Source organism: Tepidimonas sp. HKU78 (assembly GCF_049860815.1).
Taxonomy (GTDB): domain Bacteria; phylum Pseudomonadota; class Gammaproteobacteria; order Burkholderiales; family Burkholderiaceae_C; genus Tepidimonas.
Genome location: NZ_CP187547.1, coordinates 2746631 through 2770225, shown reverse-complemented (window position 1 = coordinate 2770225; position 23595 = coordinate 2746631). Strand labels below are relative to the sequence as shown.

Below are 23595 nucleotides of genomic sequence, written 5' to 3'. Positions count from 1 at the left end.
TGATGTGTCTTATATAAGACTTATACTGTAGGCAACAGGTCAGGGTATCCATCAGCCCACTGGCAATGGTCCCGAGCGGTTTCATCCCATCCACCACAGGAGTGTCGACATGTCACAAAACCTCACCCGCGAGCAACAGATTGCCGCCCTCGAAAAAGACTGGGCCGAAAACCCGCGCTGGAAGGGCATCAAGCGCAACTACACCGCGGCCGACGTCGTGCGGCTGCGTGGTTCGGTGCAAATCGAGCACACGCTGGCCAAGCGCGGTGCCGAAAAGCTGTGGCGCCTGATCAACGGCGAGGCCAAGAAGGGCTACGTCAACGCCTTTGGCGCCATCACCGCCGGTCAGGCCATGCAGCAGGCCAAGGCGGGGCTGGAGGCGGTGTATCTGTCGGGCTGGCAGGTGGCGGCCGATGCCAACACTTCCGAGACGATGTACCCCGACCAGTCGCTCTACGCCTACGACTCGGTGCCGACGATGGTGCGCCGCATTAACAACACCTTCAAGCGCGCCGACGAAATCCAGTGGAGCCGTGGCATCGGCCCTGGTGACGCGGGCTATGTGGATTACTTCCTGCCCATCGTGGCTGACGCCGAGGCCGGCTTCGGCGGCGTGCTCAACGCGTTCGAGCTGATGAAGAACATGATCGCCGCGGGCGCGGCGGGCGTGCACTTCGAGGACCAGCTGGCGGCGGTCAAGAAGTGCGGCCACATGGGCGGCAAGGTGCTGGTGCCGACGCAAGAGGCGATCGAGAAGCTGGTGGCGGCGCGTTTTGCGGCCGACATCATGGGCGTGCCGACCATCGTGCTGGCGCGCACCGACGCCGAGGCGGCCAACCTGCTGACCAGCGACCACGATGCCAACGACCGGCCGTTCCTGACCGGTGAGCGCACGCAAGAAGGCTTTTTCCGCGTCAAGAATGGCCTGGAGCAGGCCATCAGCCGCGGTGTGGCCTACGCGCCGTACGCCGATCTGGTGTGGTGTGAGACCGGCACGCCCGACCTGGGCTTTGCGCGCGAGTTCGCGCAGGCGGTGCATGCCAAGTGCCCGGGCAAGCTGCTGGCCTACAACTGCTCGCCCAGCTTCAACTGGAAGAAGAACCTGGACGACAAGACGATCGCCGAGTTCCAGGACAAGCTCTCCGAGATGGGCTACAAGTACCAGTTCATCACGCTGGCGGGCATCCACATCAACTGGTACAACACGTTCATGTTCGCCTACCACTACGCGCGCGGCCAGGGCATGAAGCACTATGTGGACATGGTGCAAGAGCCCGAGTTCAAGGCGCGCGAGCTGGGCTACACCTTCGTGTCGCACCAGCAGGAAGTGGGCGCGGGCTACTTCGACGACGTGACCACCGTCATCCAGGGCGGCTCCTCCAGCGTCAAGGCGCTAGCCGGGTCGACCGAAGAAGAGCAGTTCCACTGACCCCCGGGGGTGCCCCGGCTGCCGCCGATCACTCGATGCGGCAAGCCTCATCGAAGGGCAGCCGGGGCCCGCGTGGGAACAGTTGGCTGGCGTCGCCGTAGCCCAGGTTGCACAAGAAATTGGTGCGTACCGTGGTGCCGCCCCAAAAGGCGGCATCCACCGCGGCGGCGTCGAAGCCGCTCATGGGTCCGCAATCCAGACCCAATGCGCGCGCCGCCAGAATGAAATAGCCGCCTTGCAGGCTGCCGTTGCGCAGGGCGGTCGTCTGGATCAGCTCGGGGTTGCCCTCGAACCAGCGGCGTGCCTCGGGGTTGTGGGGAAAGAGCTGGGGCAGTTTTTCGTAGAAAGCCATGTCCATGCCGAGGATGGCGGTGACCGGCGCCGCTTCGGTCTTGGCACGGTTGCCCTCCATCAAGCACGGCAGCAGTCTTGCCTTGGCAGCCGGCGACTTGACGAACACGATACGCGTCGGGCTGCAATTGGCCGACGTTGGCCCCCATTTCATCAGGTCGTACAGCCGCTGCAGCAGCGCGTCGGGGACCTCCCGCGGCAACCAAGCGTTGTGGGTGCGGGCGTGGTCGAACAGTTGTTCCGTGGTGATCTGCATACGATGGAAATGCCGGATGGGTGGATCCTGAGGGACCACCGCCGCTCGTGGCGGCCCCGTGGCCCCGACCATGGCGGGGATGATAGCGTGCCCGCTTTTTTGCCGCTGCGACGGCGGACGATGACCGCTGGGGCGGGCACGCTGTGCGAAAATGGAGGGTTATGCGCTGGTCTGCGCCGAGGCGGGGCCCGACCAGTTCTTGCCAGTGAGCCCATACATGATTCAAATTACCCTTCCCGACGGTTCCCAACGCTCTTTCGACGCCCCGCTGACCGTGGGCGATGTTGCCGCTGCCATCGGCCCAGGCCTGGCCAAGGCCGCGATCGCGGGCAAGGTGCAGTTCGAGGGTGAGGCGCAGCCGCGCCTGGTGGACTTGTCGTACCGGCTGGAGCGAGATGCCCGCGTTTGGATTCTCACGGCCAAGGATCCGGAAGGGCTGGAGATCATTCGCCATTCGACTGCACACTTGTTGGCTTACGCGGTCAAAGAGCTGTACCCGGACGCCCAAGTCACCATCGGGCCGGTGGTCGACAACGGCTTTTACTACGACTTTTCGTACAAACGCCCGTTCACGCCCGATGATCTGGTGGCGATCGAGCAGAAGATGTCCGAGCTGGCCGCCCGCGATGAGCCGGTGGTGCGCCGCGTGCTGCCGCGGGATGAGGCGGTCGCCTACTTCAAAGGGCTGGGCGAACATTACAAGGCGGAGATCATCGAGAGCATCCCGCCCGGTGAAGAGGTGAGTTTGTACCGCGAGGGCGCTTTCGAGGATTTGTGTCGGGGGCCACACGTGCCCTCCACCGGCAAGCTCAAGCACTTCAAGCTGATGAAGGTGGCCGGCGCCTACTGGCGTGGCGACCACCGCAACGAGATGCTGCAGCGCATCTACGGCACCGCTTGGGCCAGCAAGGAAGATCTGCAAAAATACCTGACCATGTTGGAGGAGGCCGAGCGGCGCGACCACCGCAAGCTCGGTCGCGAGCTCGACCTGTTCCATATCGACGACCACGCGCCGGGGTTGGTGTTCTGGCACCCCAAGGGTTGGACGCTGTGGCAGCAGGTCGAGCAGTACATGCGCCAGGTGTATCGCGACAATGGCTACCTTGAGGTCAAGGGGCCGCAGATCCTGGACAAGGCGCTGTGGGAGAAGACCGGGCACTGGGACAAGTACCGCGAAAACATGTTCGTGACCGAGTCGGAAAAGCGCGACTACGCGCTCAAGCCGATGAACTGCCCGGGCCACATCCTGATTTTCAAGCAGGGTATCAAGAGCTACCGCGACTTGCCGCTGCGCTACGGTGAGTTCGGCCAATGTCACCGCAACGAACCCTCCGGTGGTCTGCACGGCATCATGCGTGTGCGCGGCTTCACGCAAGACGACGGCCACATCTTTTGCACCGAAGATCAGATCCTGCCCGAGTGTGACGCGTTCACGCGGCTGCTCAAGAAGGTGTACGCCGATTTTGGCTTTACCGAGATCCTGTACAAGGTCTCGACCCGCCCGGCGGCGCGCATCGGCTCGGACGCGCTGTGGGACAAGGCCGAGCAGGCGCTCATGGATAGCCTGCGCCACGCCGGCTGCGACTTCGTCATCTCCGAGGGCGACGGCGCTTTCTACGGCCCCAAAATCGAATACACCCTGAAGGACGCTATTGGCCGCGAGTGGCAGTGCGGCACCATCCAGGTCGACTTCAATCTGGCCGAGCGGCTCGATGCCGAGTACGTGGCCGAAGACGGCAGCCGCCAGCGCCCCGTCATCCTGCACCGCGCCATCGTGGGCAGTCTCGAGCGCTTCATTGGCATTTTGATCGAGCAGCACGCGGGGGCGCTGCCGGTGTGGCTGTCGCCCGTGCAGGTGGCGGTGCTCAATATTACCGACGCCCAGGCCGAATACTGTGGCGAAATTGCCAAGACGCTGCAGGATCAAGGCTTTAGGGTAGTCCTGGATCTTGGCAACGACAAGATCACCTATAAAATCCGGCAACAGGCCTTGCAGAAGGTGCCTTACATCCTGGTCGTTGGTGACAAGGAAAAGGCGGCCGGCACGGTGGCCGTGCGAGCGCGCGGTAATCAGGACCTCGGTGTCCTGCCCGTGGCCGACTTCGTGCAACGCCTGCGTTCGGACATCGCGTCCAGACATTGAAAGAGGAAACCCACCATCGCTACCACCCGTCCCAGTTCGTTTCGTGATCGTCGCCAGCGCGAGGAGCGCCAGCACCGCCTGAACCGCGAGATCACTGCCCCCGAAGTCCGCCTCACCGGCCCCGATGGCCAGCAGATCGGCGTCGTACCGATCCAGGAGGCCCTGCGCATGGCAGGCGAGCTCGACGTCGATCTGGTCGAGATCGCGCCGATGGCCACGCCCCCCGTGTGTCGCCTGATCGACTACGGCAAGTTCAAATACGCCGAGCAAAAGAAGGCGGCCGAGGCCAAGGCCAAGCAAAAGGTTATCGAGGTCAAGGAAGTCAAGTTCCGTCCCGCGACTGACGAGGGGGACTATCAGGTCAAGATGCGCAACATCCGGCGCTTCCTGGATGAAGGCGACAAATGCAAGGTCACGCTGCGCTTTCGTGGGCGCGAGATCACGCACCAGGAGCTGGGTCTGGCGCTGCTGGAGCGTATCCGCCAGGAACTGGGCGACAGCATCGTCGTCGAGCAGTTCCCCAAGCTCGAGGGACGGCAGATGATCATGATGATCGCGCCCTCGCGCAAAAAGGGTGGGTCGGCGAGTAAGGCCGACGCCCCGGCAGCGCCGGCAGCCTGAGTTCAGCGCAGCGGCGGGCGGCGCGCCGGGGGCGTGCAGCGCCTGCTATAATGAGCGGCTTCGCGTGGTCGGGCTCGTGCCTTCAAACGGTGTCGGCTCGGCGAGCGAAGCCGCTTCCGTGCACGGGTGCGGGGGCCAACCACAAGTGGCTCGGGGCCAACAAGTCCCTGGCGGGTGTGCCGGGGCGCCTCACGAGCACAAATCTCAACGACAAGGACTCATCATGCCCAAGATGAAGACCAAGAGCAGCGCGAAGAAGCGCTTTCGCGTTCGTCCCGGTGGCACCGTCAAACGCGGTCAGGCGTACAAGCGCCACATCCTGACCAAAAAGACGACCAAGAACAAGCGCCAGCTGCGCGGCCCGGCCAACGTCCATGAGACGAACATGGGCCACATCGCGCAGATGATGCCGTTTGCCGGCCTGTGACAGGCGGCGCCCCGTAACGAACCAGGAGTCCATCCATGCCTCGCGTCAAACGTGGTGTAACCGCACGCGCCCGCCACAAGAAGGTGCTCGCCCTGGCCAAGGGTTTCCGTGGCCGCCGCAAGAATGTGTTTCGCGTTGCCAAGCAGGCGGTGATGAAGGCGGGTCAGTACGCCTACCGTGACCGCCGTGCCCGCAAGCGCGTGTTCCGTCAGCTCTGGATTGCCCGCATCAACGCCGCGGCGCGCGAGTTGGGCTTGACCTACAGCCAGTTTGCCAACGGGCTGCGCAAGGCGTCGATCGAGATCGACCGCAAGGTGTTGGCCGACATGGCCGTCCACGACAAGGCGGCGTTCGGCGCCATCGTCGAGCGCGTCAAGGCCCAGCTGCAAGGTTCGGCGGCAGCGACGGCTGCCTGACGCAGCTGGCCGCCCGTGTGGGTGGCCGATCCGTCCGACCACGGGCCAGTCGCCGCGCGCGCTGGCCCGTTCGTCTTTGTGGGGTTTCTGTCTTCCCCTCTTCCCGCCCTGTCTTGGAATACCGCATGAACGACCTCGAATCCCTGGTGCAGTTGGCGTGCGAGCAGTTTGCGCAAGCGCACACCCCCAGCGAACTCGAAAACGCCAAGGCGCGTTTTCTGGGCAAGAGCGGCGCGCTCACCGAGCGCATGAAGGGATTGGCGGCGCTCGCGCCCGAGGAGCGCAAGGCCGCTGGTGCAGCGATCAACCAGGCCAAGCAGGCGATCGAGGCGGCGCTACAGGCGCGCCGCGCGGCGCTGGCCGAGGCCGAGCTGCAGCGCCAGCTGCAAGCCGAGGCGCTGGACGTGACGCTGCCGGGCCGCCAGCGCGGCGCGGGCGGGCTGCATCCAGTGAGCCTGACGTTGGAGCGCATCGAGGCCATCTTTGCCTCCATGGGGTTCGAGGTGGCGGACGGCCCCGAGATCGAGTCCGACTGGTTCAACTTCACCGCGCTCAACACGCCCGCCGACCATCCGGCGCGCTCGATGCATGACACCTTCTACGTCGAAGGCGGCAGCGAATCCGCGCCGTATTTGCTGCGCACGCACACCAGCCCGATGCAGATCCGGCATGCGGTGCAGCACGTCAAGCGCGCGCGCGCGGCGGCAGGCGTGACGGGTGAGGGCCTGTTCGCTGGCGACATGCCCGAGATCCGCGTGATTGCGCCGGGGCGCACGTACCGGGTGGACAGCGATGCGACGCACTCGCCCATGTTTCACCAGTGCGAGGGGCTGTGGATCGGGCGGCGCGTGAGCTTCAAGGATCTCAAGGTCGTCTTCACCGCGTTTTGTCGGGCATTTTTCGAGAGCGACGATCTGAAGCTGCGCTTTCGGCCGAGTTTCTTTCCGTTTACCGAACCCAGCGCCGAGATCGACATTCAGTTTGCCAGTGGCCCGCTGGCCGGGCGTTGGCTGGAGGTGGCCGGCTCGGGCCAGGTGCACCCCAACGTGGTGCGCAACATGGGGCTGGACCCGGAGCACTACATGGGGTTTGCGTTTGGCATGGGGCCGGATCGGCTGACGATGTTGCGCTACGGTGTCAACGACCTGCGCCTGTTTTTCGAAGGCGACTTGCGCTTCCTGTCGCAGTTCCGTTGAGGTGGAAAGAAAGGCTTCCCGATGCAATTTCCCGAATCTTGGCTGCGTGCCTTTTGCAACCCGGCACTCGACAGCGACCGTCTGGCCGACGTGTTGACGATGGCGGGCTTGGAGGTGGAGTCGCTTGCGCCGGTGGCCCCGCCCTTCAGCGGTGTCGTGGTGGGCGAGATCCTGAGCGCCGAGCCGCACCCCAACGCCGACCGGCTGCGTGTGTGCCGGGTGGACGTGGGGCAGGGCGCGCCGTTGGCCATCGTGTGTGGCGCGCCCAACGCGCGCGCCGGCATTCGCGTGCCCTGTGCGCGGGTGGGGGCGGTGCTGCCGCCGGGCGATGATGGGCGGCCGTTCGAGATCCGCGTGGGCAAGCTGCGCGGGGTGGAGAGCCACGGCATGCTGTGCTCGGCGCGCGAACTGGGCCTGTCCGACGACCATGGCGGTCTACTGGAACTCGCGCCCGATGCACCGGTGGGGCGCGACATTCGCGAGGTGCTGGCACTCGACGACCGGATTTTTACCCTCAAGCTCACGCCCAACCTGGCGCATTGCTTGAGCGTCTATGGCGTGGCGCGCGAGGTGGCGGCGCTGACGGGCACGCCGCTGCAAACGCCCACGTTCGCGCCCGTGGCGCCACGCCTGGGCGACGTGTTGCCGGTGCGCGTGCAAGCCCCCGATCTGTGCGGGCGTTTCACGGGACGGGTCATCCGCGGCATCGACCCCACGGCGCGCACGCCCGAGTGGATGGTGCAGCGGCTGGCGCGCTGTGGCCAGCGCAGCATTTCGGCGCTGGTGGACATTTCCAACTATGTGATGTTCGAGCTGGGGCGGCCGTCGCACATCTTCGACCTCGACCGCATTCACGGCGGCCTGCAGGTGCGCTGGGCGCGTGCGGGGGAGACACTCACGCTGCTCAACGGCCAGACGGTGACGCTGGACGAGACGGTGGGGGTGATCGCGGACGACCAAGGCGTCGAATCGCTGGCGGGCATCATGGGCGGCGCGGCGACCGCGGTGTCGAACGCCACGCGCAACGTGTATGTCGAGGCGGCGTTCTGGTGGCCGCGTGCGATCGCGGGGCGCGCGCGACGCTTTCACTTCAGCACCGACGCCGCCCACCGCTTCGAACGCGGGGTGGACCCCAGCACGACGCGCGAGCACATCGAGCGCATCACGCAGCTCATCCTGGACATTTGCGGCGGCGAGGCCGGGCCGATCGACGATCACGTGATCAACGTGCCGCAACCGCAGCCGGTGACGCTGCGCGTGGCGCGCGCGGCACAGGTCATCGGCATGCCGCTGACGCAGGCCGAGTGTGCCGAGCCGCTGCGTCGGCTGGGACTGTCGGTGACCGAAGGCGAAGGCACGCTGACCGTCACTCCACCGCCGTACCGGTTCGATGTGCAGCTCGAGGAAGACCTGATCGAGGAAGTGGCGCGCGTGATCGGCTACGACCGTCTGCCCGACACGCCGCCTCTGGCACCCGTCGAGCCGCGCGTGCGGCCCGAGTCGCAGCGCTCCATCCACGCGCTGCGGCGCCAACTCGCGCAACTGGGCTATCAGGAAACGATCAACTTCAGCTTCGTCGAGGAGCGCTGGGAGCGCGACTACGCGGGCAACCCCGACCCGATCCGGCTGCTCAACCCGATCGCCAGCCACTTGAGCGTGATGCGCTCCAGCCTGTTGGGCAGCTTGCTGGCCGTGCTGAAGCACAACACCGACCGCAAGGTGCCGCGCGTGCGGCTGTTCGAAGTCGGCCGCGTGTTCCGGCGCGACCCGTCGGTGCCGGACAGCGACACCACGGTCGCCGGCATCGACCAGCCGCGCCGCGTGGCGGGGCTGGCGTGGGGCGACGAGTCGGCGCTGCAATGGGGGGTGCCCGCACGGCCGGTCGATTTCTACGACGTCAAGGGCGATGTGGAGGCGCTGCTGGCCCCGCGCCGCGCCGTCTTCGAGCCGGCCCAGCATCCGGCCATGCACCCCGGGCGTTGCGCGCGCGTGCGCCTCGACGGCCGTGATATCGGGTTCGTGGGTGAGTTGCATCCGCGTTGGCGCCAGGCCGAGGGTTGGTTGCAGGCCCCGGTGCTGTTCGAGCTGGATTTGGACGCCGTCTTGCAGCGCCCGTTGCCGTCGGCGCAGCCCGTTGGCCGCCACCACCCGGTGCAGCGCGACATCGCCGTCGTCGTGCGCGAGGCGGTCACGCACGCCGAGCTGATGGCCGCTATCGGCGAGGTGGCCGCGCAGCAGCCGTGGTTGCGCGACGCCGTGCTGTTCGACGTTTACCGACCCAAGGTGGCCGGTGCCGGGGGGCTGGCCGAGGGCGAAAAGAGCCTGGCCGTGCGCCTGACCCTGGAGCGGCACGATGCCAACCTGACCGACGACGAGATCGACGCCGTGGTGCAGTCGGTGTTGCAGGCCCTGCAGCAGCGCATCGGCGCGCGCCTGCGCGCCTGACAGTGGTCGCATCGAGGGGCGCGGTTGGCCCTGGCCGCGCCGGTCCTGCTACGATTGCGGCCATGGCGACGCGCAACTCCCGACCGCACACCGCAGACGCCGACGACGGCGTCACCCTGACCAAAGCCGAGTTGGCCGAACGCTTGTTCGACCGCATTGGCTTCAACAAACGCGAGTCGAAAGACATCGTCGATGCGTTTTTCGACCTCATCGCCGAGCGCCTGATCGCGGGGGAGGACGTGCGCATCGCCGGCTTCGGCCAGTTTCAGGTGCGCGACAAGCCACCGCGCCCGGGGCGCAACCCGCGCACGGGTGAGCTGGTGCCGATCGAGGCGCGGCGCGTGGTGACCTTCCACGCCTCGCCCAAGCTCAAGGAAGCGCTGCAGGTCGGCGCGCCAGACGCCAGCGACGCGGATCGATGAGTCCGCTGGAGAGCGCCACGCCGATCAAGATCACGGCGCCGCAGCCCACCATCCACGGGGTGATCGTCTCGCCCAGCAGCAGCGCGCCATAGGCCACGGCGAACACCGGGATCAAAAACGTCACTGTCAGCGTGCGCGCGGGGCCAGCGGCTTCGATCAGCCGGAAGTAGAGCAGATAGGCCAGTGCCGTGCACAACACACCGGCGGCCCCCACGGCCAGCCAGGCATCGGCCCCAGCCGGCTGCGTGGGCCACGTCCACACCGTGGGCAGCAGCAGCCCCAGCGTGGCGCCGAACTGGCTGCCGGCCGCCGTGGCCATCGGGGGGATGCCCATCAGGTATTTCTTGGTGTAGCTGGCCGCGATCGCGTACAGCACCGTCGCCCCCAGGCAGGCCAGCACGGCCCAGCCGGTGCCGCCCGTGCCAAAGTGCGCCTTGTTCCACGACAACAAGGCCACGCCCACGAATCCCAGCGCCAGGCCCAGCGCGCGCCAGCGCCCCGGACGGTCGCCCAGCCACAGCCAGGCCACCAGCGCGCCAAACAGCGGCACGGTGGCGTTGAGGATGGCCGTCAGCCCCGTGCTGATGGACAGCACCGCGTAGGCGAACAGGCCAAAGGGAATGCCGGCGTTGAGCAGGCCAACGAACAAAATGCGCCCCGCGTGCGCCCGAAAGGCGCGCCAATGCCCACTGAGTACCAGCACCGGCAACAACACCGCCCCAGCGATGGCCACGCGCAGCCCAGCCGTGGCCACGGGCCCGAAGGCCAGCGCCGCCTGGCGCATGAACAGGAAGGACGCGCCCCACAGGGCTGCCAACAAGACGAATTCGGCCGCGAGACGGGGCGACATAGGCGCGCATGATAACCGCACCTACAATCGGAGCCCTGTCACACACCCGACCGCCAAGCCCGCTTGCCATGACCCTTGCCGCTGCCGCCCGCCCGACCTTGCCCGCCCATGCCTTCAAGGCCTACGACATCCGCGGTACCGTGCCGGAGGTTATCGATGCCGGATTTGCCCGCGCGCTCGGGCGGGCGTTCGGCGCCCGCGCGCGCGCCATGGGTGAAGCGGTGGTGGCGGTCGGGCGTGACGGCCGCCTGAGCAGCCCGGAGTTGGCCGCGGCCCTGATCGACGGCTTGGCGTCCGCCGGGGTCGATGTGCTCGACATCGGTCTGGCGACGACCCCGATGCTGTACTACGCGGCGGCGGTTCATTGCCGCAGTGGCATCCAGGTTACGGGCAGTCATAACCCGAAACACCACAACGGCTTCAAGATGGTGCTGGCAGGCCGCGCCATCTACGGCGACGACATCCAAGCCCTGCGCACGGCGATGGAGGCGGGCGAGCCCACCGGTTCTGCGGCCGCGCTGGGCCAGGTGCGGCGTCTGGACATCCTGGACGAGTACCTCGCGCGCATCGTGCGCGACGTGCGGCTGGCACGGCCCATGCGGGTGGTGGTCGATTGCGGCAATGGCGTCACCGGTGCCTCGGCGCCGGCGCTGCTGCGGGCGCTCGGCTGCGAGGTGACGGTGCTCTATGGCGAAGTAGACGGCACGTTTCCCAATCACCATCCCGACCCGTCCAAGCCCGAGAATCTGCGTGACCTCATCGAGGCGGTGCAGCGCACCGGGGCCGAGCTGGGCCTGGCGTTCGACGGCGACGGTGACCGCCTGGGTGTGGTCACGCCCAGTGGCCAGAATATCTACCCGGATCGCCAGCTCATGCTCTTGGCTGCCGACGTGCTGTCGCGGGTGCCCGGGGGCACCATCGTGTACGACGTCAAATGCAGCCAGCGGCTCGCCCCCGCCATCCGCGCCGCGGGTGGGGTGCCGCTGATGTACCGCACCGGTCACTCCCTCGTCAAGGCCAAGATGCGCGAGGTCGGCTCGCCCTTGGGGGGGGAGATGAGCGGCCACCTCTTTTTTCAGGAGCGCTGGTATGGCTTTGACGACGGCAGCTATGCGGCGGCCCGGTTGCTGGAAATCCTGAGCCGCCACCCCGATGCGGGCGCGGTGCTCGAGGCGCTGCCCAATAGCCACTCGACGCCCGAGCTCAACGTGGCGTGCGCCGAGGGCGAGCCGCACCGCGTGGTGGCCGAGCTGCAGCGCGTGGCGCGCTTCGAGGCGCCGGCGGAGGTGAGCACCGTGGACGGCCTGCGCGTGGACTGGCCCGACGGGTTTGGGCTGATCCGCGCCTCCAACACCACGCCGGTGCTGGTGCTGCGCTTCGAGGGGCACACGCCCGAGGCGCTGGCGCGCATCCAGGCCGACATGCTGCAGTGGCTGCGCCGCGTCAAGCCCGACGCCGTGCTGGGTGACGCCGCCCATTGACCGTCCGCCACGCCATGACCGCAGCGCCCGTGCACCAGATCGTGTTGTCGCCGGACCCGGATCCCGAGGTCATCGTCTTCAACCTCAAGCGCCGCTACACCGGGGTGTCGGCCACGGTCAACGCCTTGGTGCCATTGCAGGCGCGCCAGTGGCGGCTGGCGTACTGTGGCACTCCCTTGCCGCACGGCATGCCCGGCATGACGCTGCGGCAGGCGATCGCCCTGTCCCGGCGGGCGCCGGTGGGGCGGCCGTTTCGCATCTGGCATGTGCGGCGCGACCACGAAATGGCCGCCGGCCTGTGGGCGCGCGACGTGCTGCAGCTGCCCATCCGGCTCGTGTTCACCTCGGCCGCGCAGCACCGCCACGGGTGGTTTCCGCGTTGGCTCATCAGCCGCATGGACGCGGTCATCGCCACCACGCCCAAGGCTGCGAGCTTCGTGCCCAACACCACGGCGGTGGTGCCACACGGCGTCGACCTGCAGCGCTTCAGCCCCCCGCCCGACAAGGCCAGCGCCTGGGCCGACAGCGGCCTGCCCGGACGCTACGGGATCGGTGTCTTTGGCCGCGTGCGGCCCGACAAGGGCACGGATGTGTTCGTGGACGCGATGATCGCTGCCCTGCCGCACCTGCCGGAAGTGACGGCGGTGATCGCCGGGCGTGCCATGCCGCAGCACGAGGCGTACCAGCGCTCGCTGCAGGCACGCATCGATGCTGCGGGTTTGCGCGAGCGCATCCGCTTTCTGGGTGAAGTACCGGCGGCCGAGGTGCACCGCTGGTACCAGCGGTGCCTGGTGTGCGTGGCCTGCCCGCGCTACGAGCCGTTTGGGCTGACGCCATTCGAGGCCGCGGCCTGCGGCTGCGCCCTCGTGTGTTCGCGCACCGGCGCGTTCGAGGAGCTGGTGCAGCCGGGGGTGCAGGGCGAGCTGGTCGATACCGGCGACCCCGTCGGCTTGGCGGCGGCCGTGCGCCGGGTGCTGGCCGACCCCGCAGCCGCGCAGCACATGGGGCAGGCGGCGCGGGCGCGCGTGGCGGAGCGGTTTTCGCTCGCGCACGAGGCGGCGGGCATCGGCGCGGTGTACGAACGGTTGTTTCGCGGTGGTTGAGGGCGAGACACGATCCCTCCCCGAGTGGTGGGCGCTGGCACTCTACGGTGGGGTCATGGGCGCGCTGTCGCCGATCCTGCGGCGCAAACTCGCGCACCGTGCCCGGCGCGAGCCCGGCTACGCCGAAGCCGTCGAGGAACGGTTTGGCCACTATGCGGGGCCGCCCTCGTCCGGGTGGCTGTGGGTGCATGCGGTATCGCTGGGCGAGACGCGCGCTGCCGCCCTGTGGTTGCGCGCGCTGCGTGCCGAGCGCCCCGACATTCGCGTGCTGTGGACGCATGGTACTGCCACCGGCCGTGCCGAGGGGCGCCGCCACCTGCAACCGGGTGATGCGCAGGCGTGGCTGCCCTGGGATGCGCCGGGGCCGGTGCAGCGGTTTCTCGCGCATTTTCGGCCGCGCCTGGGAGTGTTGATGGAGACCGAGGTCTGGCCGCAGCTGGTCGCGGGGTGTCGCGCCGCGCAGGTGCCGCTGTTGCTGGCCAACGCCCGCCTCAACGAACGGTCGTGGCGGCGCGCGCGGCGCCTATCCTGGCTCGCCGGTCCCACGTATCGGGGGCTGTCGGGGGTGTTGGCGCAAACGGCGGCGGATGCCAAACGCTTGCATGACCTGGGCGCACCGGTCGATCCGCCACGAGGGCAGATCATCGGCAACGTCAAGTTCGACGTGCCGTGGCACCCGGATCCGTGGTCGCTGGGGCGGCGCTGGCGCATCGCCTGGCAGGCCGCCACCCGCTCCGCCGACTGGCCGCAGGGCCGACCGATGCTGATGCTGGCGAGCAGCCGGGAGGGGGAGGAGGCCCTGTGGTGCGACGCCTGGCGCGCCCGGCGTGGTCTCGGTCGAGGCGCAGCGCCGCTGTGGCTCGTGGTGCCGCGTCACCCCCAGCGCGTCGATGCGGTGGAGGCGCTGTTGCAGCGCGCGGGGCTGGCCGTGGTGCGCCGCAGTGCGCTCGGCGCACTGGATACCGAGACGCCCGCCTGGCCAGCGGCTTACCAGCAGGCCGATGTGCTGCTGGGTGACAGCCTGGGCGAGATGCCGTGGTACTACGCGCTGGCGCAAGTGGCGCTGCTGGGCGGGAGCTTTGCACCGCTCGGGGGGCAAAACCTGATCGAGGCCGCGGCGTGCGAATGCCCCGTGTTGATGGGGCCGCACACCTTCAATTTCGCTCAAGCGGCCAGCGCGGCGATCGAGGCCGGCGCCGCGTGGCGCGTCGAGGACATGGGCGCGGCCGTCGAGCGGGCGCTGGCGTTGCTCGTCGATCCCGCCGCGCTGCAGCAGGCGCAGGCAGGCTGCCGCGCTTTGCTGTCGCAACACGCGGGGGCGGCGCAGCGCTGCGCGCACGCCGTGCTGCGCTGGTGGGATCTCAGCGGGGCTGCAGCAGCGCGTTGAGGGGCTGCAGGTCCTCGGGTTTGAGCACGCCAGCCGCCTGCCGCAGCCGCAGGCTGCCGACCAGCACGTCGTAGCGCGCTTTGGCCAACCGGGCCTTGGTTTCGAACAGTTGGCTCTGGGCGTTGAGCACGTCGATGTTGATGCGCACGCCCACTTGATAGCCGAGCTGGTTGGCCTCCAGCGCGCTCTGGCTCGACGCCTCGGCCGCCTCCAGCGCGCGCACCTGGCCCAAGCCCGACTGCACGCCAAAGAAGGCAGCGCGGGTGGCTTGGCTGACCGCACGCAGCGCGCGTTCGACGTCGTTGCGGGCCTTGTCTTCCAGGGCCACTGCCTCCTTGATGCGGTTGTCCAGTGCGCCACCGGTGTAGAGCGGCAGGTTGAACTGCACGCCGATGCTGGCCGTCTGGTTACGCACGTAGGGGAAGGGCGGCGTCTGCCCAGGAGCGCGTGCCCACTGGTACTGGGCCACCGCATCGAGCGTCGGGCCTTTGGCGGCCTGGGCTTTGCGCACCTCGAGCCGGGCGATGTCGAGAGCCGCCTGCGCTGCGCGCACGCTGGGGTGTTCGGCCGTGGCGCGCTGCACCCACGCGGCCACGTCGTCGGGGGTGGGTTGGGGCAGCGCCACCGCTGCGGGCAGCCGCCATGGCTGGGTGTCGCTGCGTCCGACCAATTGGTCCAGCGCCAGCCGCTTGACGCGAAGGTCGTTCTCGGCGGCGATTTCCTGCGCCAGCACCAGGTCGTAGCGCGCTTGCGCCTCGCGCGTGTCGGTGATGGTGGCGGTACCAACCTCGAAGTTGCGCTTGGCGGCGGCGAGTTGCTGCTCGACGGCGGCCTTTTGGGCGCGCACGAACGCCAAGGTGTCTTCGGCGCCGAGCACGTCGAAGTACGCCTGCGACAGACGCACGATCAGGTCTTGCTCGGCGGCTTGCAGTTGTGCCTGGGCAGCTTGCAGCGAGCGCTCGGCCTGTTCGACCTCGAGGTGGTTGCCGGGGCGGTACAGCGGATGGCTGGCGGCAATTTTGGCCGACTGGTTGTTGAACGTGTCGTCCAGCGCGCTGACCGAGCTGTCACGGCGATTGACGAATGCCTCGGCCGACAACCCCACGGTTGGCAGCACGCGCGCACGCGCCTGCTCCGCGCGGGCGCGGCTGGCGTCGAATTGCGCCTTGGCGGCCAGGTAGGCGGCATCGTACGCCTGGGCAGCGTCGAGCAGGGTCTGCAGATTTTGCGCGTGTGCGCCTGCGGCGGCACTGGCCAACAAGGCGGCGGCGAAGGCGGGGCGCAGGACCCGTGCGGCGAGCGAGCGAGCGGATGTGACCGGGGGATGGGCGAGCGGCAGCATGGCAAACGGTCCCTATCAAAATCTATACGGTCGGGAGTATACGAAGAACGGCCATCGCCTGCACGCGCGCGTCAGTACTGCGGGACCGAGGGGTCCAGTTCGTGTGCCCAGGCGTGGATGCCCCCAGCAATGTTGACCACGTCGTCGAAACCCTGCCGGTGCAGGAAATGCGCGACTTGGGCGCTGCGGCCACCGTGATGACATAGGCAGGCGATGGGCCGGTCTTTGGGTAGCTCAGCCAAGCGCATGGGAATGCTGGCCATCGGCATGTGGCGCAGCTCGAAGCCATCGGCGCGCACGCTGGCGGTCTGCACCTCCCACGGTTCACGCACGTCGAGCACGATGGGCAGGGCCGTCGCATCCTGCGCGCGGCACTGTTGCAGCCACTGGGGCAACTGGGCGGGGCGAATGTGGGGCACCATGGTGGAGGGTGGGTTTCAGAAGCGGAACCGCGCGGGTTCAGGGAAATTGCGCAGCCGCGGAATCACGATGTCCCACGGTTCTTCGCTGTGGTAGCCGGTTTCGCTGCCGCGCACGACCAGGGTGGCGCGCATGATGGGGTCTTCACCCACGACGGCGAACAGCCGTCCGCCCACGCGCAACAGTTCCAGCAAATCGGTGGGCACCTCGGCCACCGAGCCGCTGAGTACGATGGCGTCATACGGGGCCTGATCGACGCAAGGGGCGAAGCGCCCCGCGGCGGCGTCGGCCGTTTTGACCCGCACGTTGTCGATGCCGGCGCGGGCCAGGTTGGTGCGCGCCATGTCGGCCAGCGTCGGGTTGATCTCCAACGTCAGCACTTGGCGCGCCATGCGGCCCATGAGCGCCGCCATGTAGCCCGACCCGGCTCCGATCTCGAGCACGTTGTCGGTGGGCTTGAGTGCCAGATCCTGCAGGATGCGGGCCTCGACCTTGGGTGCCAGCATGCACTCGCCCTCGACGGGTGGCTGCGACAGTGGAATTTCCAGATCCGACAGCGCCAGCGCTTGATAAGCGGGTGGCACGAAGGCTTCGCGCTTGATTTGGCCGAGCAACGACAGCACCGTCGCGTCCAGCACTTCCCACGGACGGATTTGCTGCTCGATCATGTTGAAGCGGGCTTTTTCGAAGTCGAACGTCGCGGCGCTCATGCCATACTCCTGCAGGTATCTTCAGCGGGCCAATGCCGTCATTCTACCGAACTGGGGCACGCGCGCCCCAGATCCTATCGATGCGACGCCATCACGCGCCAGCCGGGCGATCCAGTTGCGCGCGCAGGCGATACAGGGCATCGAGCGCGTCACGCGGGCTCATCGCGTCGGGGTCGAGTTCGGCCAGCGCTTGCAACACGGGGTGTTCGGGGCTGGGTGTGGCCTGCGGCTCGGGCGCGCTGGCAAACAGGTCGATTTGGCGCTGCGCCTGCGCGCTGTGCGCCTCGAGCTGGGCCAGTGTGTGGCGCGCTTGCTGAATGACGGCCGCGGGTATCCCGGCCAGACGCGCGACCTGCACGCCGTAGCTGCGGCTGGCGGGCCCGGGCTCGATCTGGTGCAAAAAGACGATGTCGCGCCCTTTGCCCTCGACGGCGCTGACGTGCACGTTGACCGCCCCGGGGTGGCGCGCGGGGAATTCGGTGAGCTCGAAGTAGTGCGTCGCAAAGAGCGTGAACGCGCGCACCCGGTCGTGCAGATGGGTGGCGATGGCGCCCGCGAGTGCCAGGCCGTCGTAGGTGGAGGTGCCGCGGCCGATTTCGTCCATCAACACCAGGCTGTGTTCGGTGGCTTGGTGCAGGATTTGGGCGGCTTCGGTCATCTCCAGCATGAAGGTGGACTGGGCGTTGGCCAGGTCGTCCGCCGCGCCGATGCGGGTGTGGATGGCATCGATCGGCCCCAGGCGACACTGTTGCGCTGGCACGTAGCTGCCGACGCTGGCCAGCAGCACGATCAGCGCGACCTGCCGCATGTAGGTGGATTTGCCCCCCATGTTGGGGCCGGTGATGATCTGCATGCGCGTGCGTGCATCCAGCGCCGTGTCGTTGGGCACGAAGGGGCCGGCACCGGTTTCCATCAGGCGCGCTTCCACCACCGGATGGCGCCCCTGGCGAATGTCGATGCGGGGCTCAGGCACGAAAGTGGGAGCGTGCCAGTCCAGTGTGAGCGAGCGTTCGGCCAGTGTCGCCAGCACGTCCAGCGTGGCCAGCGCCCGCGCCAGCGTGCCGAGGGCCACCACGTGGGGCTGCAGCTCGTCGAGCAAGCGGTCGTAGAGCCATTTTTCGCGCGCGAGCGCGCGCTCTTGCGCGCTGAGCGCTCGGTCCTCGAAGGCCTTGAGCTCGGGGGTGATGAAGCGCTCGGCGTTTTTCAGCGTTTGGCGTCGGCGATAGTCGTCGGGTACTTTGTCGAGCTGGCCCTGGGTGACTTCGATGTAGAAGCCGTGCACCTTGTTGTACTGCACGCGCAGGTTGGAAATGCCGGTGCGCTCGCGCTCGCGCGCTTCCAGGTCGAGCAAAAACGCGTCGGCATTGGACTGCAACGCGCGCAGCTCGTCGAGCTCGGCGTCATAGCCGTGGGCAATGACGCCGCCGTCGCGCAGCAGGGCGGCGGGCTCGGGCAGCAGGGCGCGCGTCAGCAGCTCGGCCACGGCCATGGGCGGCTGCAGGTGCTGCGCCAGCTCGACCAGCAGCGGGGCGGGGTGTTGGTCGGCCAGCGCCGCCACCGCCTGCGCCAGTTGCGCGCTGCGCTGCAGCGTCTGCGCCAGTCCCGCGAGCTCGCGCGGGCGCGCCTGGCGCAGTGCGATGCGCGCGGCCAAGCGTTCCACGTCACTCATGCCGCGCAGCCGCGGGCGCAGCGCCTCGGGGCCGTGCGCGCGCAGCGCGTCCACCACGGCTAGCCGGGCGCGGGCGATGGCGCGGTCGCGCGGGGGTTCGAGCAGCCAGCGACGCAGCAGGCGGCTGCCCATGCCGGTGGCGCAGGTGTCCAGCAGCGACAGCAGGGTGGGGGCGGGTTCGCCGCGCAGGGTGTGCGTGAGTTCCAGGTTGCGGCGCGTGGTGGCGGGCAGGTCGATAAGCGCATCGGGCCGCACCACGCGCAGCGCATGCACGTGGCCCAGTGCCCGGCCCTGGGTGTGCTCGGCATAGTCCAGCAGGGCGGAGGCGGCCGCGTGCGCGTCCGCCACGTCCTGCGCGCCCCAGCCCGCCAAACTCGCCACCCGCAGCTGGGTGCACAGCTTGCGTTGGCCCAGCGCGGCGTCGAAGGCCCAGGCGGGCCGCACGGTCAGCGCCGGGTGCGAGGGGGTGCCGACCTGCTCCAGCCAGCCGCGCAGCTCGGCTTCGGCGGCGGGGGGGATCTCAGCGCTGAGCAGCAGCTCCTGCGCAGCGATGCGGGTCAGCCAGGCGCGCAGTTGCGGCCAGTCGCATTCGGCCAGGTGGATGGTGCCCTCGGTCACGGCCATCCAGGCCAGCCCACAGCGGCGACGCGCGCCCAAGTGGACGGCCAGCAACACGGCGTCGGCCTTGTCGGCTAGCAGCTCGCTGTCGGTGAGGGTGCCCGGGGTGACGATGCGCACCACCTGCCGCTCCACGGGCCCCTTGGTTTGCCCGACGTCGCCCACTTGCTCGCAGATGGCCACCGACTCGCCCAGCCGGATGAGGCGGGCCAGATAGGTCTCGACCGAATGCACGGGCACCCCCGCCATCACCACCGGCGCGCCGGCAGACTGCCCGCGCGTGGTGAGCGTGATGTCGAGCAGTCGCGCGGCCTTGTGCGCGTCGTCGTAGAACAGCTCGTAAAAATCCCCCATGCGGTAAAACACCAGCGTGCGGGGGTGCTGCGCCTTGATGCGCAGATACTGCTGCATCATGGGCGTGTGGGCTTCCAGCGGCGCAGCGGGGGCGCCGCCGCAGGCGAGGGCGTCCGCGGCGTCGGGCGTCGTCATCGTCACGGGGTCGGGTCGTCGGGGCGCGTCGGCTCCGCGGGAGCGCAGGCCAAGCGGCTGTAGGGGCTGAGCACGCTCACCAGCTGTCCGTAGATGCGCGGGTTGGCCGCCAGGCATTCCTTGGTTTCCAGGAAATCGGCCTCACCGGTAAAGTTGCCGACCAAGCCGCCGGCTTCGGTGACCAACAGTGCCCCCGCCGCCACGTCCCACGGGCTCAATCCCATTTCGAAAAACCCATCGCTGAAGCCCGCTGCGACATAGGCCAGGTCGAGCGCGGCCGAGCCGGGCCGGCGCACGCCCGCGACACGCGGCATGACGTCGCCCAGCATGCGCAGGTAGGTCTGAAATGCGTCGCCCGGCCGGAACGGAAAGCCCGTGCTCAGCAGGCAGTCGCGCAGCTGGGTGCGCTTGGCCACGCGAATGCGCCGGTCGTTGAGGTACGCGCCACGGCCCTTGCTGGCGGTGAACAGGTCGTTGCGCGTGGGGTCGTAGATGACGGCCTGATCGAGGCGGCCATCCACCATGAGCGCGATGCTGACGCAATAGACCGGAAAGCCATGGATGAAGTTGGTCGTGCCGTCCAGCGGGTCGATGATCCAGGTGTAGGCGCGGCCTTTGCCCTTGCCCTCGCGGCGGCCGGACTCTTCGGCCCAGATGCCGTGCTCGGGGTAGGCCCCCAACAGCGTTTCGATGATCGCGGCTTCGGCGGCGTGATCGACTTCGGTCACGAAGTCGTTGGTCTGCTTGGCCCCGACCCGCAGCGTGTCGAGATCGAGCGAAGCCCGGTTGATGAGGGCACCAGCGGCGCGTGCGGCCTTGATGGCCACGTTGAGCATGGGGTGGAGGTGAGCAGACATGGATGGTGGGCAAGAACGCAAGAGGGACTGCCCGATGGCAGCGGCGATAATGGCATTGTACCGGTACCCCCGGGGTTGACCCAAGCGCGCCTGTCGTGATTGCCACCCGTTTCGTCCTGATCGAGCCCAGCCACGCCGGCAACGTGGGCGCCGCGGCGCGCGCGCTCAAGGTGATGGGCTTCGACGACTGGGTGCTGGTGCGCCCGCGCTGGCCCGATGTGCTCGAGCGGCCCGAGGCGATCGAGCGCGCCAGTGGCGCGGCCGATCTGCTGCAACGCGCGCGCATCGTTGCCACGCTGGATGACGCCCTGCAGGGCATGAGCCACCTGTGTGCGACGGCCATGACCCCGCGCGATTTCGGCCCCCCGACTGCCGAGCCGCGCGGGTATTTGCCAGCGCTGGCACCGCGCGCGCTGGCCGGGCAGACGGGAGGCGTGGCCTTCGTGTTCGGGCCCGAGCGCTACGGGCTGGCCAACGAGGACGTCTACCGCTGCCACGTGTGCCTGCGCATCCCCACTGCGCCCGACTATGGTTCGCTGAATCTGGCCGCTGCGGTCCAGCTCATCGCCTACGAATGGCGGCTGGCCTTGGGTGGATTTGCCAGCGAGCATCAGGTGCTGACGGCGCGCAGCCCTGCGCCCGACCCGCCCGCGGACGCGCCCGCGCTCTCCGGGCTGCTGGCCCACTGGCAGGAGGCGCTCACCGCGGTCGGCTTCCTCGACCCGGCGGCGCCCAAGAAGCTGATGCCGCGCCTGCGCCGCCTGCTGCTGCGCGCTGCCCCGACGGTGTCGGAAGTCCACATCCTGCGCGGGGTGGCGCGCGCCATGATCGACGCCGCGCGCGGCGGCAGGCGCTAGACTGTGGGGCCCATGGGCGCTCGCCAGGCCCGCCACATTGCACCATGTCCCCCATGTTTCAGCGCCTCAAAGCCGACATCGACGCCATCCTCGAGCGCGACCCCGCCGCGCGCTCGCGCTGGGAGGTGTTGACCTGCTATCCCGGCTTGCACGCCATCTGGCTGCACCGTGTGGCGCATGCGTGCTGGCGTCGGGGTTGGAAGTGGCTGGGGCGCTGGATTTCGCACTGGAACCGCTGGCTGACGGGTATCGAAATCCACCCCGGCGCGCGCATCGGGCAGCGCGTCTTTATCGACCACGGCATGGGCGTGGTCATCGGCGAGACGGCCGAGGTGGGCGACGACTGCACCATCTACCACGGTGTGACGCTGGGTGGCACGTCGCTGTACAAGGGCACCAAGCGCCACCCGACGCTCGGGCGCGGCGTCATCATCGGCGCGGGCGCCAAGGTACTGGGCGGCTTTACCGTGGGGGATGGTGCCAAGATCGGCAGCAACGCGGTCGTGACCAAGCCCGTGCCGGCCGGTGCCACCGCAGTGGGCAACCCAGCGCGCATCATCGTGGCTGACGCAGACGAAAAGCGCGAGGCCGCGGCCGCCAGGATGGGGTTTTCGGCTTACGGCGTGACGCAAAACGACGACCCGCTGAGCCTGGCGATGCGCGGACTGATCGACAACGCGGCCAACCACGAGCACCAGATCGCGCTGCTGTGGCAGGCCATCGAAAAGCTGGCCTGCGCCCAGCGCGGCGAATGCCTGCCCTCGGACGCCGCCAAGACCGAGCACTTCGAGGCCGAGCGCCTCAACCAACTGATCGGCAAGTGAAGCAGCGGCCTGCGTTGTTGACGCTGTGGCCGCTCTGGCCGCTCAGGCACGAGGAGCACGAATGGCGGACTTGGGCCGAAACGCCGCACACACCGCGTCGTTCGTCTCCAGGTAGGGGCCGCCGATGAGGTCGATGCAGTAGGGCACGGCGGCAAAAATGCCATGCACCACGGGTTTGCCGTCGGCGTCGCGCATGCCCTCCAGCGTCTCGGCGATCGATTTGGGCTGCCCGGGCAGGTTGATGATGAGGCTGCGGCCACGGATGACCGCCACCTGGCGCGACAGGATGGCCGTGGGCACGAAGCGCAGGCTGATCTGGCGCATCTGCTCGCCAAAGCCCGGCATCTCCCGGTCGGCGACGGCCAGCGTTGCTTCCGGCGTGACGTCGCGCGGCGCGGGCCCGGTGCCGCCGGTGGTCAGCACCAGCGAGCAGCCGCAGGTATCGACCAGCTCGACCAGGGTGGCGCTGATGCGCTCGCGCTCATCGGGGATGAGCCGTTCGACGAAGGTGACCGGGTTTTTGAGCGCGCGGTTCAGCCAGTCGCGCAGCGCGGGTAGGCCCTTGTCCTCGTAGACGCCGCTGCTGGCGCGGTCGCTGACGGAGACGATGCCGATGGTGACGGGGTCGTGGGTGTTCATGGGCGGGCAACGGTGGATGGACTCTCGTGCGCGTCGAGGACGGCGCGCACGTGTTGAAACAGCTCCCGCCAGGCGCGGCCCTTGCGCTGGGCCTGGCCGGGTGCGGGATCGGGATGAACCTGCGCGTCTTTACGCGCCTGTCGGATGAGGGCGCGCAGGCGCTGCCAGTCGGCGTCGGGCTCCAGCTCGCGCCAGGCGTCGAGGGCGGCATCGTCGGCCACCAGCCGCTCGCGCCACTGCTCGGCTGCATGCAGGCGCTCGGTCTGCGCGGCGCTGCCCCGGTGTTGTTCGGCCAGCGTCGCCTCGATGGTGGCCACCAACGCATCGTCGAGCTGGCGCATGAGCTTGCCCACGTACTGCAGCTGGCGCCGCCGGCCCTCGAAGTCATCGATGCGCTTGACCTCGGCCAGCGCTTCCCGCAGCGATGGCGGCAGGTCCAGGCCCTGCAGCAGCGACGGTTTCAGCGTGAGCAGCTGCTCACCCACCGCCTGCAGATGGGCGCTGCGTTTTTTCAAGTCGGTCTTGCTGAGGTCTGCGTCCCATTTGGCGGCGCGTTTGAGTTCGGTGTCCTCTTCGCTGCCATAGGCGACGAAGTGGCCCCGAACCCAGTACCCCTTGGTCGGTTTGCGTGGCATGACCGGTA

At 68.4% G+C, this 23595-nt stretch carries 22 protein-coding genes; 13 read left to right on the top strand and 9 right to left on the bottom strand.

The window, feature by feature from the left end:
- Positions 1 to 109: 109 nt before the first annotated feature.
- Positions 110 to 1429 (top strand): isocitrate lyase, encoded by a 1320-nt coding sequence (gene aceA / locus ACPYIS_RS13625; RefSeq protein ID WP_425973721.1) that lies wholly within the window; start codon positions 110 to 112, stop codon positions 1427 to 1429.
- Positions 1430 to 1457: 28 nt separating this feature from the next.
- Here the strand turns inward: aceA and ACPYIS_RS13620 are convergent, their stop codons facing one another.
- A complete protein-coding gene (locus ACPYIS_RS13620) occupies positions 1458 to 2036 on the bottom strand; it encodes a malonic semialdehyde reductase (RefSeq protein WP_425973720.1) in 579 nt (192 codons plus the stop codon).
- Between the two features lie 217 nt (positions 2037 to 2253).
- On the opposite strand from ACPYIS_RS13620, the gene thrS reads away from it, so the two are divergent.
- The 7 genes from thrS to ACPYIS_RS13585 all read left to right on the top strand — a co-directional run bounded on the left by thrS (position 2254) and on the right by ACPYIS_RS13585 (position 9706).
- Entirely contained in the window at positions 2254 to 4179 is a 1926-nt protein-coding gene (gene thrS, locus ACPYIS_RS13615; RefSeq protein ID WP_424894506.1) for a threonine--tRNA ligase, read from the top strand.
- Positions 4180 to 4194: 15 nt separating this feature from the next.
- Entirely contained in the window at positions 4195 to 4800 is a 606-nt protein-coding gene (infC, locus tag ACPYIS_RS13610; protein ID WP_299020554.1) for a translation initiation factor IF-3, read from the top strand.
- A gap of 223 nt (positions 4801 to 5023) precedes the next feature.
- A complete protein-coding gene (gene rpmI, locus ACPYIS_RS13605; RefSeq protein WP_299020512.1) occupies positions 5024 to 5227 on the top strand; it encodes a 50S ribosomal protein L35 in 204 nt (67 codons plus the stop codon).
- 35 nt (positions 5228 to 5262) lie between these two features.
- Positions 5263 to 5643 carry a 50S ribosomal protein L20 gene (gene rplT, locus ACPYIS_RS13600; protein WP_299020516.1) on the top strand — a complete coding sequence of 127 codons (381 nt, stop codon included), beginning with the start codon at positions 5263 to 5265 and terminating at the stop codon, positions 5641 to 5643.
- A 125-nt stretch (positions 5644 to 5768) separates the two neighbouring features.
- Positions 5769 to 6839, top strand: coding sequence for a phenylalanine--tRNA ligase subunit alpha (pheS, locus tag ACPYIS_RS13595; RefSeq protein ID WP_424894507.1), 1071 nt, complete (start codon positions 5769 to 5771; stop codon positions 6837 to 6839).
- A gap of 21 nt (positions 6840 to 6860) precedes the next feature.
- A complete protein-coding gene (pheT, locus tag ACPYIS_RS13590; protein WP_424894508.1) occupies positions 6861 to 9284 on the top strand; it encodes a phenylalanine--tRNA ligase subunit beta in 2424 nt (807 codons plus the stop codon).
- Between the two features lie 62 nt (positions 9285 to 9346).
- Positions 9347 to 9706 (top strand): integration host factor subunit alpha, encoded by a 360-nt coding sequence (locus ACPYIS_RS13585; protein ID WP_424858911.1) that lies wholly within the window; start codon positions 9347 to 9349, stop codon positions 9704 to 9706.
- On the opposite strand, the gene ACPYIS_RS13580 is transcribed toward ACPYIS_RS13585, so the two are convergent.
- The gene (locus tag ACPYIS_RS13580; RefSeq protein ID WP_424894509.1) at positions 9654 to 10556 is read right to left on the bottom strand and encodes a DMT family transporter; all 903 of its coding nucleotides are present in this window, start codon (positions 10554 to 10556) and stop codon (positions 9654 to 9656) included. The genes ACPYIS_RS13585 and ACPYIS_RS13580 overlap by 53 nt on opposite strands.
- A gap of 68 nt (positions 10557 to 10624) precedes the next feature.
- Between ACPYIS_RS13580 and ACPYIS_RS13575 the strand changes: the two genes are divergently transcribed.
- From ACPYIS_RS13575 to ACPYIS_RS13565, 3 genes are read left to right on the top strand one after another with little or no spacing between them, the layout of a single operon-like run.
- Positions 10625 to 12037: a phosphomannomutase/phosphoglucomutase gene (locus ACPYIS_RS13575; RefSeq protein WP_299020531.1), complete on the top strand. Its 1413-nt coding sequence runs from the start codon at positions 10625 to 10627 to the stop codon at positions 12035 to 12037.
- Between the two features lie 14 nt (positions 12038 to 12051).
- Entirely contained in the window at positions 12052 to 13140 is a 1089-nt protein-coding gene (locus ACPYIS_RS13570) for a glycosyltransferase family 4 protein (RefSeq protein ID WP_424894510.1), read from the top strand.
- A gap of 55 nt (positions 13141 to 13195) precedes the next feature.
- Positions 13196 to 14527 carry a 3-deoxy-D-manno-octulosonic acid transferase gene (locus ACPYIS_RS13565; RefSeq protein ID WP_424894511.1) on the top strand — a complete coding sequence of 444 codons (1332 nt, stop codon included), beginning with the start codon at positions 13196 to 13198 and terminating at the stop codon, positions 14525 to 14527.
- On the opposite strand, the gene ACPYIS_RS13560 is transcribed toward ACPYIS_RS13565, so the two are convergent.
- The 5 genes from ACPYIS_RS13560 to ACPYIS_RS13540 form a co-directional block, all read right to left on the bottom strand.
- Positions 14502 to 15869 (bottom strand): TolC family outer membrane protein, encoded by a 1368-nt coding sequence (locus ACPYIS_RS13560; RefSeq protein ID WP_424894512.1) that lies wholly within the window; start codon positions 15867 to 15869, stop codon positions 14502 to 14504. The two genes, ACPYIS_RS13565 and ACPYIS_RS13560, sit on opposite strands and share 26 nt — an antisense overlap.
- 71 nt (positions 15870 to 15940) lie before the next feature.
- Positions 15941 to 16291, bottom strand: coding sequence for a rhodanese-like domain-containing protein (locus tag ACPYIS_RS13555; protein ID WP_299020539.1), 351 nt, complete (start codon positions 16289 to 16291; stop codon positions 15941 to 15943).
- Positions 16292 to 16306: 15 nt separating this feature from the next.
- Positions 16307 to 16999 (bottom strand): protein-L-isoaspartate O-methyltransferase family protein, encoded by a 693-nt coding sequence (locus tag ACPYIS_RS13550; protein ID WP_299020541.1) that lies wholly within the window; start codon positions 16997 to 16999, stop codon positions 16307 to 16309.
- Between the two features lie 91 nt (positions 17000 to 17090).
- A complete protein-coding gene (gene mutS, locus ACPYIS_RS13545) occupies positions 17091 to 19775 on the bottom strand; it encodes a DNA mismatch repair protein MutS (protein ID WP_424895244.1) in 2685 nt (894 codons plus the stop codon).
- 2 nt (positions 19776 to 19777) lie between these two features.
- Complete coding sequence (locus tag ACPYIS_RS13540) at positions 19778 to 20632, bottom strand: inositol monophosphatase family protein (protein WP_299020543.1); 855 nt, start codon at positions 20630 to 20632, stop codon at positions 19778 to 19780.
- 98 nt (positions 20633 to 20730) lie between these two features.
- Here ACPYIS_RS13540 and ACPYIS_RS13535 point away from each other — a divergent pair, with 98 nt between their 5' ends.
- Positions 20731 to 21489, top strand: coding sequence for an RNA methyltransferase (locus ACPYIS_RS13535; protein ID WP_424860181.1), 759 nt, complete (start codon positions 20731 to 20733; stop codon positions 21487 to 21489).
- Positions 21490 to 21542: 53 nt separating this feature from the next.
- Positions 21543 to 22313: a serine O-acetyltransferase gene (cysE, locus tag ACPYIS_RS13530; RefSeq protein ID WP_299020573.1), complete on the top strand. Its 771-nt coding sequence runs from the start codon at positions 21543 to 21545 to the stop codon at positions 22311 to 22313.
- A 42-nt stretch (positions 22314 to 22355) separates the two neighbouring features.
- On the opposite strand, the gene mog is transcribed toward cysE, so the two are convergent.
- The gene (mog, locus tag ACPYIS_RS13525; protein ID WP_424858915.1) at positions 22356 to 22952 is read right to left on the bottom strand and encodes a molybdopterin adenylyltransferase; all 597 of its coding nucleotides are present in this window, start codon (positions 22950 to 22952) and stop codon (positions 22356 to 22358) included.
- Positions 22949 to 23587 carry a ribosome biogenesis factor YjgA gene (gene yjgA, locus ACPYIS_RS13520; RefSeq protein ID WP_299020550.1) on the bottom strand — a complete coding sequence of 213 codons (639 nt, stop codon included), beginning with the start codon at positions 23585 to 23587 and terminating at the stop codon, positions 22949 to 22951. The genes mog and yjgA overlap by 4 nt, the downstream gene beginning before the upstream one ends.
- Positions 23588 to 23595 lie beyond the last annotated feature (8 nt).

What these genes read in the sequence shown, in the direction of transcription:
- cysE (WP_299020573.1), top strand. Translation starts at nt 21,543, where the DNA reads ATGTTTCAGCGCCTCAAAGCCGACATCGACGCCATCCTCGAGCGCGAC.
- ACPYIS_RS13555 (WP_299020539.1), bottom strand. Translation starts at nt 16,291, where the DNA reads ATGGTGCCCCACATTCGCCCCGCCCAGTTGCCCCAGTGGCTGCAACAG.
- pheT (WP_424894508.1), top strand. Translation starts at nt 6,861, where the DNA reads ATGCAATTTCCCGAATCTTGGCTGCGTGCCTTTTGCAACCCGGCACTC.
- rplT (WP_299020516.1), top strand. Translation starts at nt 5,263, where the DNA reads ATGCCTCGCGTCAAACGTGGTGTAACCGCACGCGCCCGCCACAAGAAG.
- ACPYIS_RS13620 (WP_425973720.1), bottom strand. Translation starts at nt 2,036, where the DNA reads ATGCAGATCACCACGGAACAACTGTTCGACCACGCCCGCACCCACAAC.
- ACPYIS_RS13585 (WP_424858911.1), top strand. Translation starts at nt 9,347, where the DNA reads ATGGCGACGCGCAACTCCCGACCGCACACCGCAGACGCCGACGACGGC.
- ACPYIS_RS13570 (WP_424894510.1), top strand. Translation starts at nt 12,052, where the DNA reads ATGACCGCAGCGCCCGTGCACCAGATCGTGTTGTCGCCGGACCCGGAT.
- aceA (WP_425973721.1), top strand. Translation starts at nt 110, where the DNA reads ATGTCACAAAACCTCACCCGCGAGCAACAGATTGCCGCCCTCGAAAAA.
- ACPYIS_RS13580 (WP_424894509.1), bottom strand. Translation starts at nt 10,556, where the DNA reads ATGTCGCCCCGTCTCGCGGCCGAATTCGTCTTGTTGGCAGCCCTGTGG.
- ACPYIS_RS13540 (WP_299020543.1), bottom strand. Translation starts at nt 20,632, where the DNA reads ATGTCTGCTCACCTCCACCCCATGCTCAACGTGGCCATCAAGGCCGCA.
- rpmI (WP_299020512.1), top strand. Translation starts at nt 5,024, where the DNA reads ATGCCCAAGATGAAGACCAAGAGCAGCGCGAAGAAGCGCTTTCGCGTT.
- ACPYIS_RS13560 (WP_424894512.1), bottom strand. Translation starts at nt 15,869, where the DNA reads ATGCTGCCGCTCGCCCATCCCCCGGTCACATCCGCTCGCTCGCTCGCC.
- yjgA (WP_299020550.1), bottom strand. Translation starts at nt 23,587, where the DNA reads ATGCCACGCAAACCGACCAAGGGGTACTGGGTTCGGGGCCACTTCGTC.
- mog (WP_424858915.1), bottom strand. Translation starts at nt 22,952, where the DNA reads ATGAACACCCACGACCCCGTCACCATCGGCATCGTCTCCGTCAGCGAC.
- ACPYIS_RS13575 (WP_299020531.1), top strand. Translation starts at nt 10,625, where the DNA reads ATGACCCTTGCCGCTGCCGCCCGCCCGACCTTGCCCGCCCATGCCTTC.
- pheS (WP_424894507.1), top strand. Translation starts at nt 5,769, where the DNA reads ATGAACGACCTCGAATCCCTGGTGCAGTTGGCGTGCGAGCAGTTTGCG.
- thrS (WP_424894506.1), top strand. Translation starts at nt 2,254, where the DNA reads ATGATTCAAATTACCCTTCCCGACGGTTCCCAACGCTCTTTCGACGCC.
- ACPYIS_RS13550 (WP_299020541.1), bottom strand. Translation starts at nt 16,999, where the DNA reads ATGAGCGCCGCGACGTTCGACTTCGAAAAAGCCCGCTTCAACATGATC.
- ACPYIS_RS13565 (WP_424894511.1), top strand. Translation starts at nt 13,196, where the DNA reads ATGGGCGCGCTGTCGCCGATCCTGCGGCGCAAACTCGCGCACCGTGCC.
- mutS (WP_424895244.1), bottom strand. Translation starts at nt 19,775, where the DNA reads ATGACGACGCCCGACGCCGCGGACGCCCTCGCCTGCGGCGGCGCCCCC.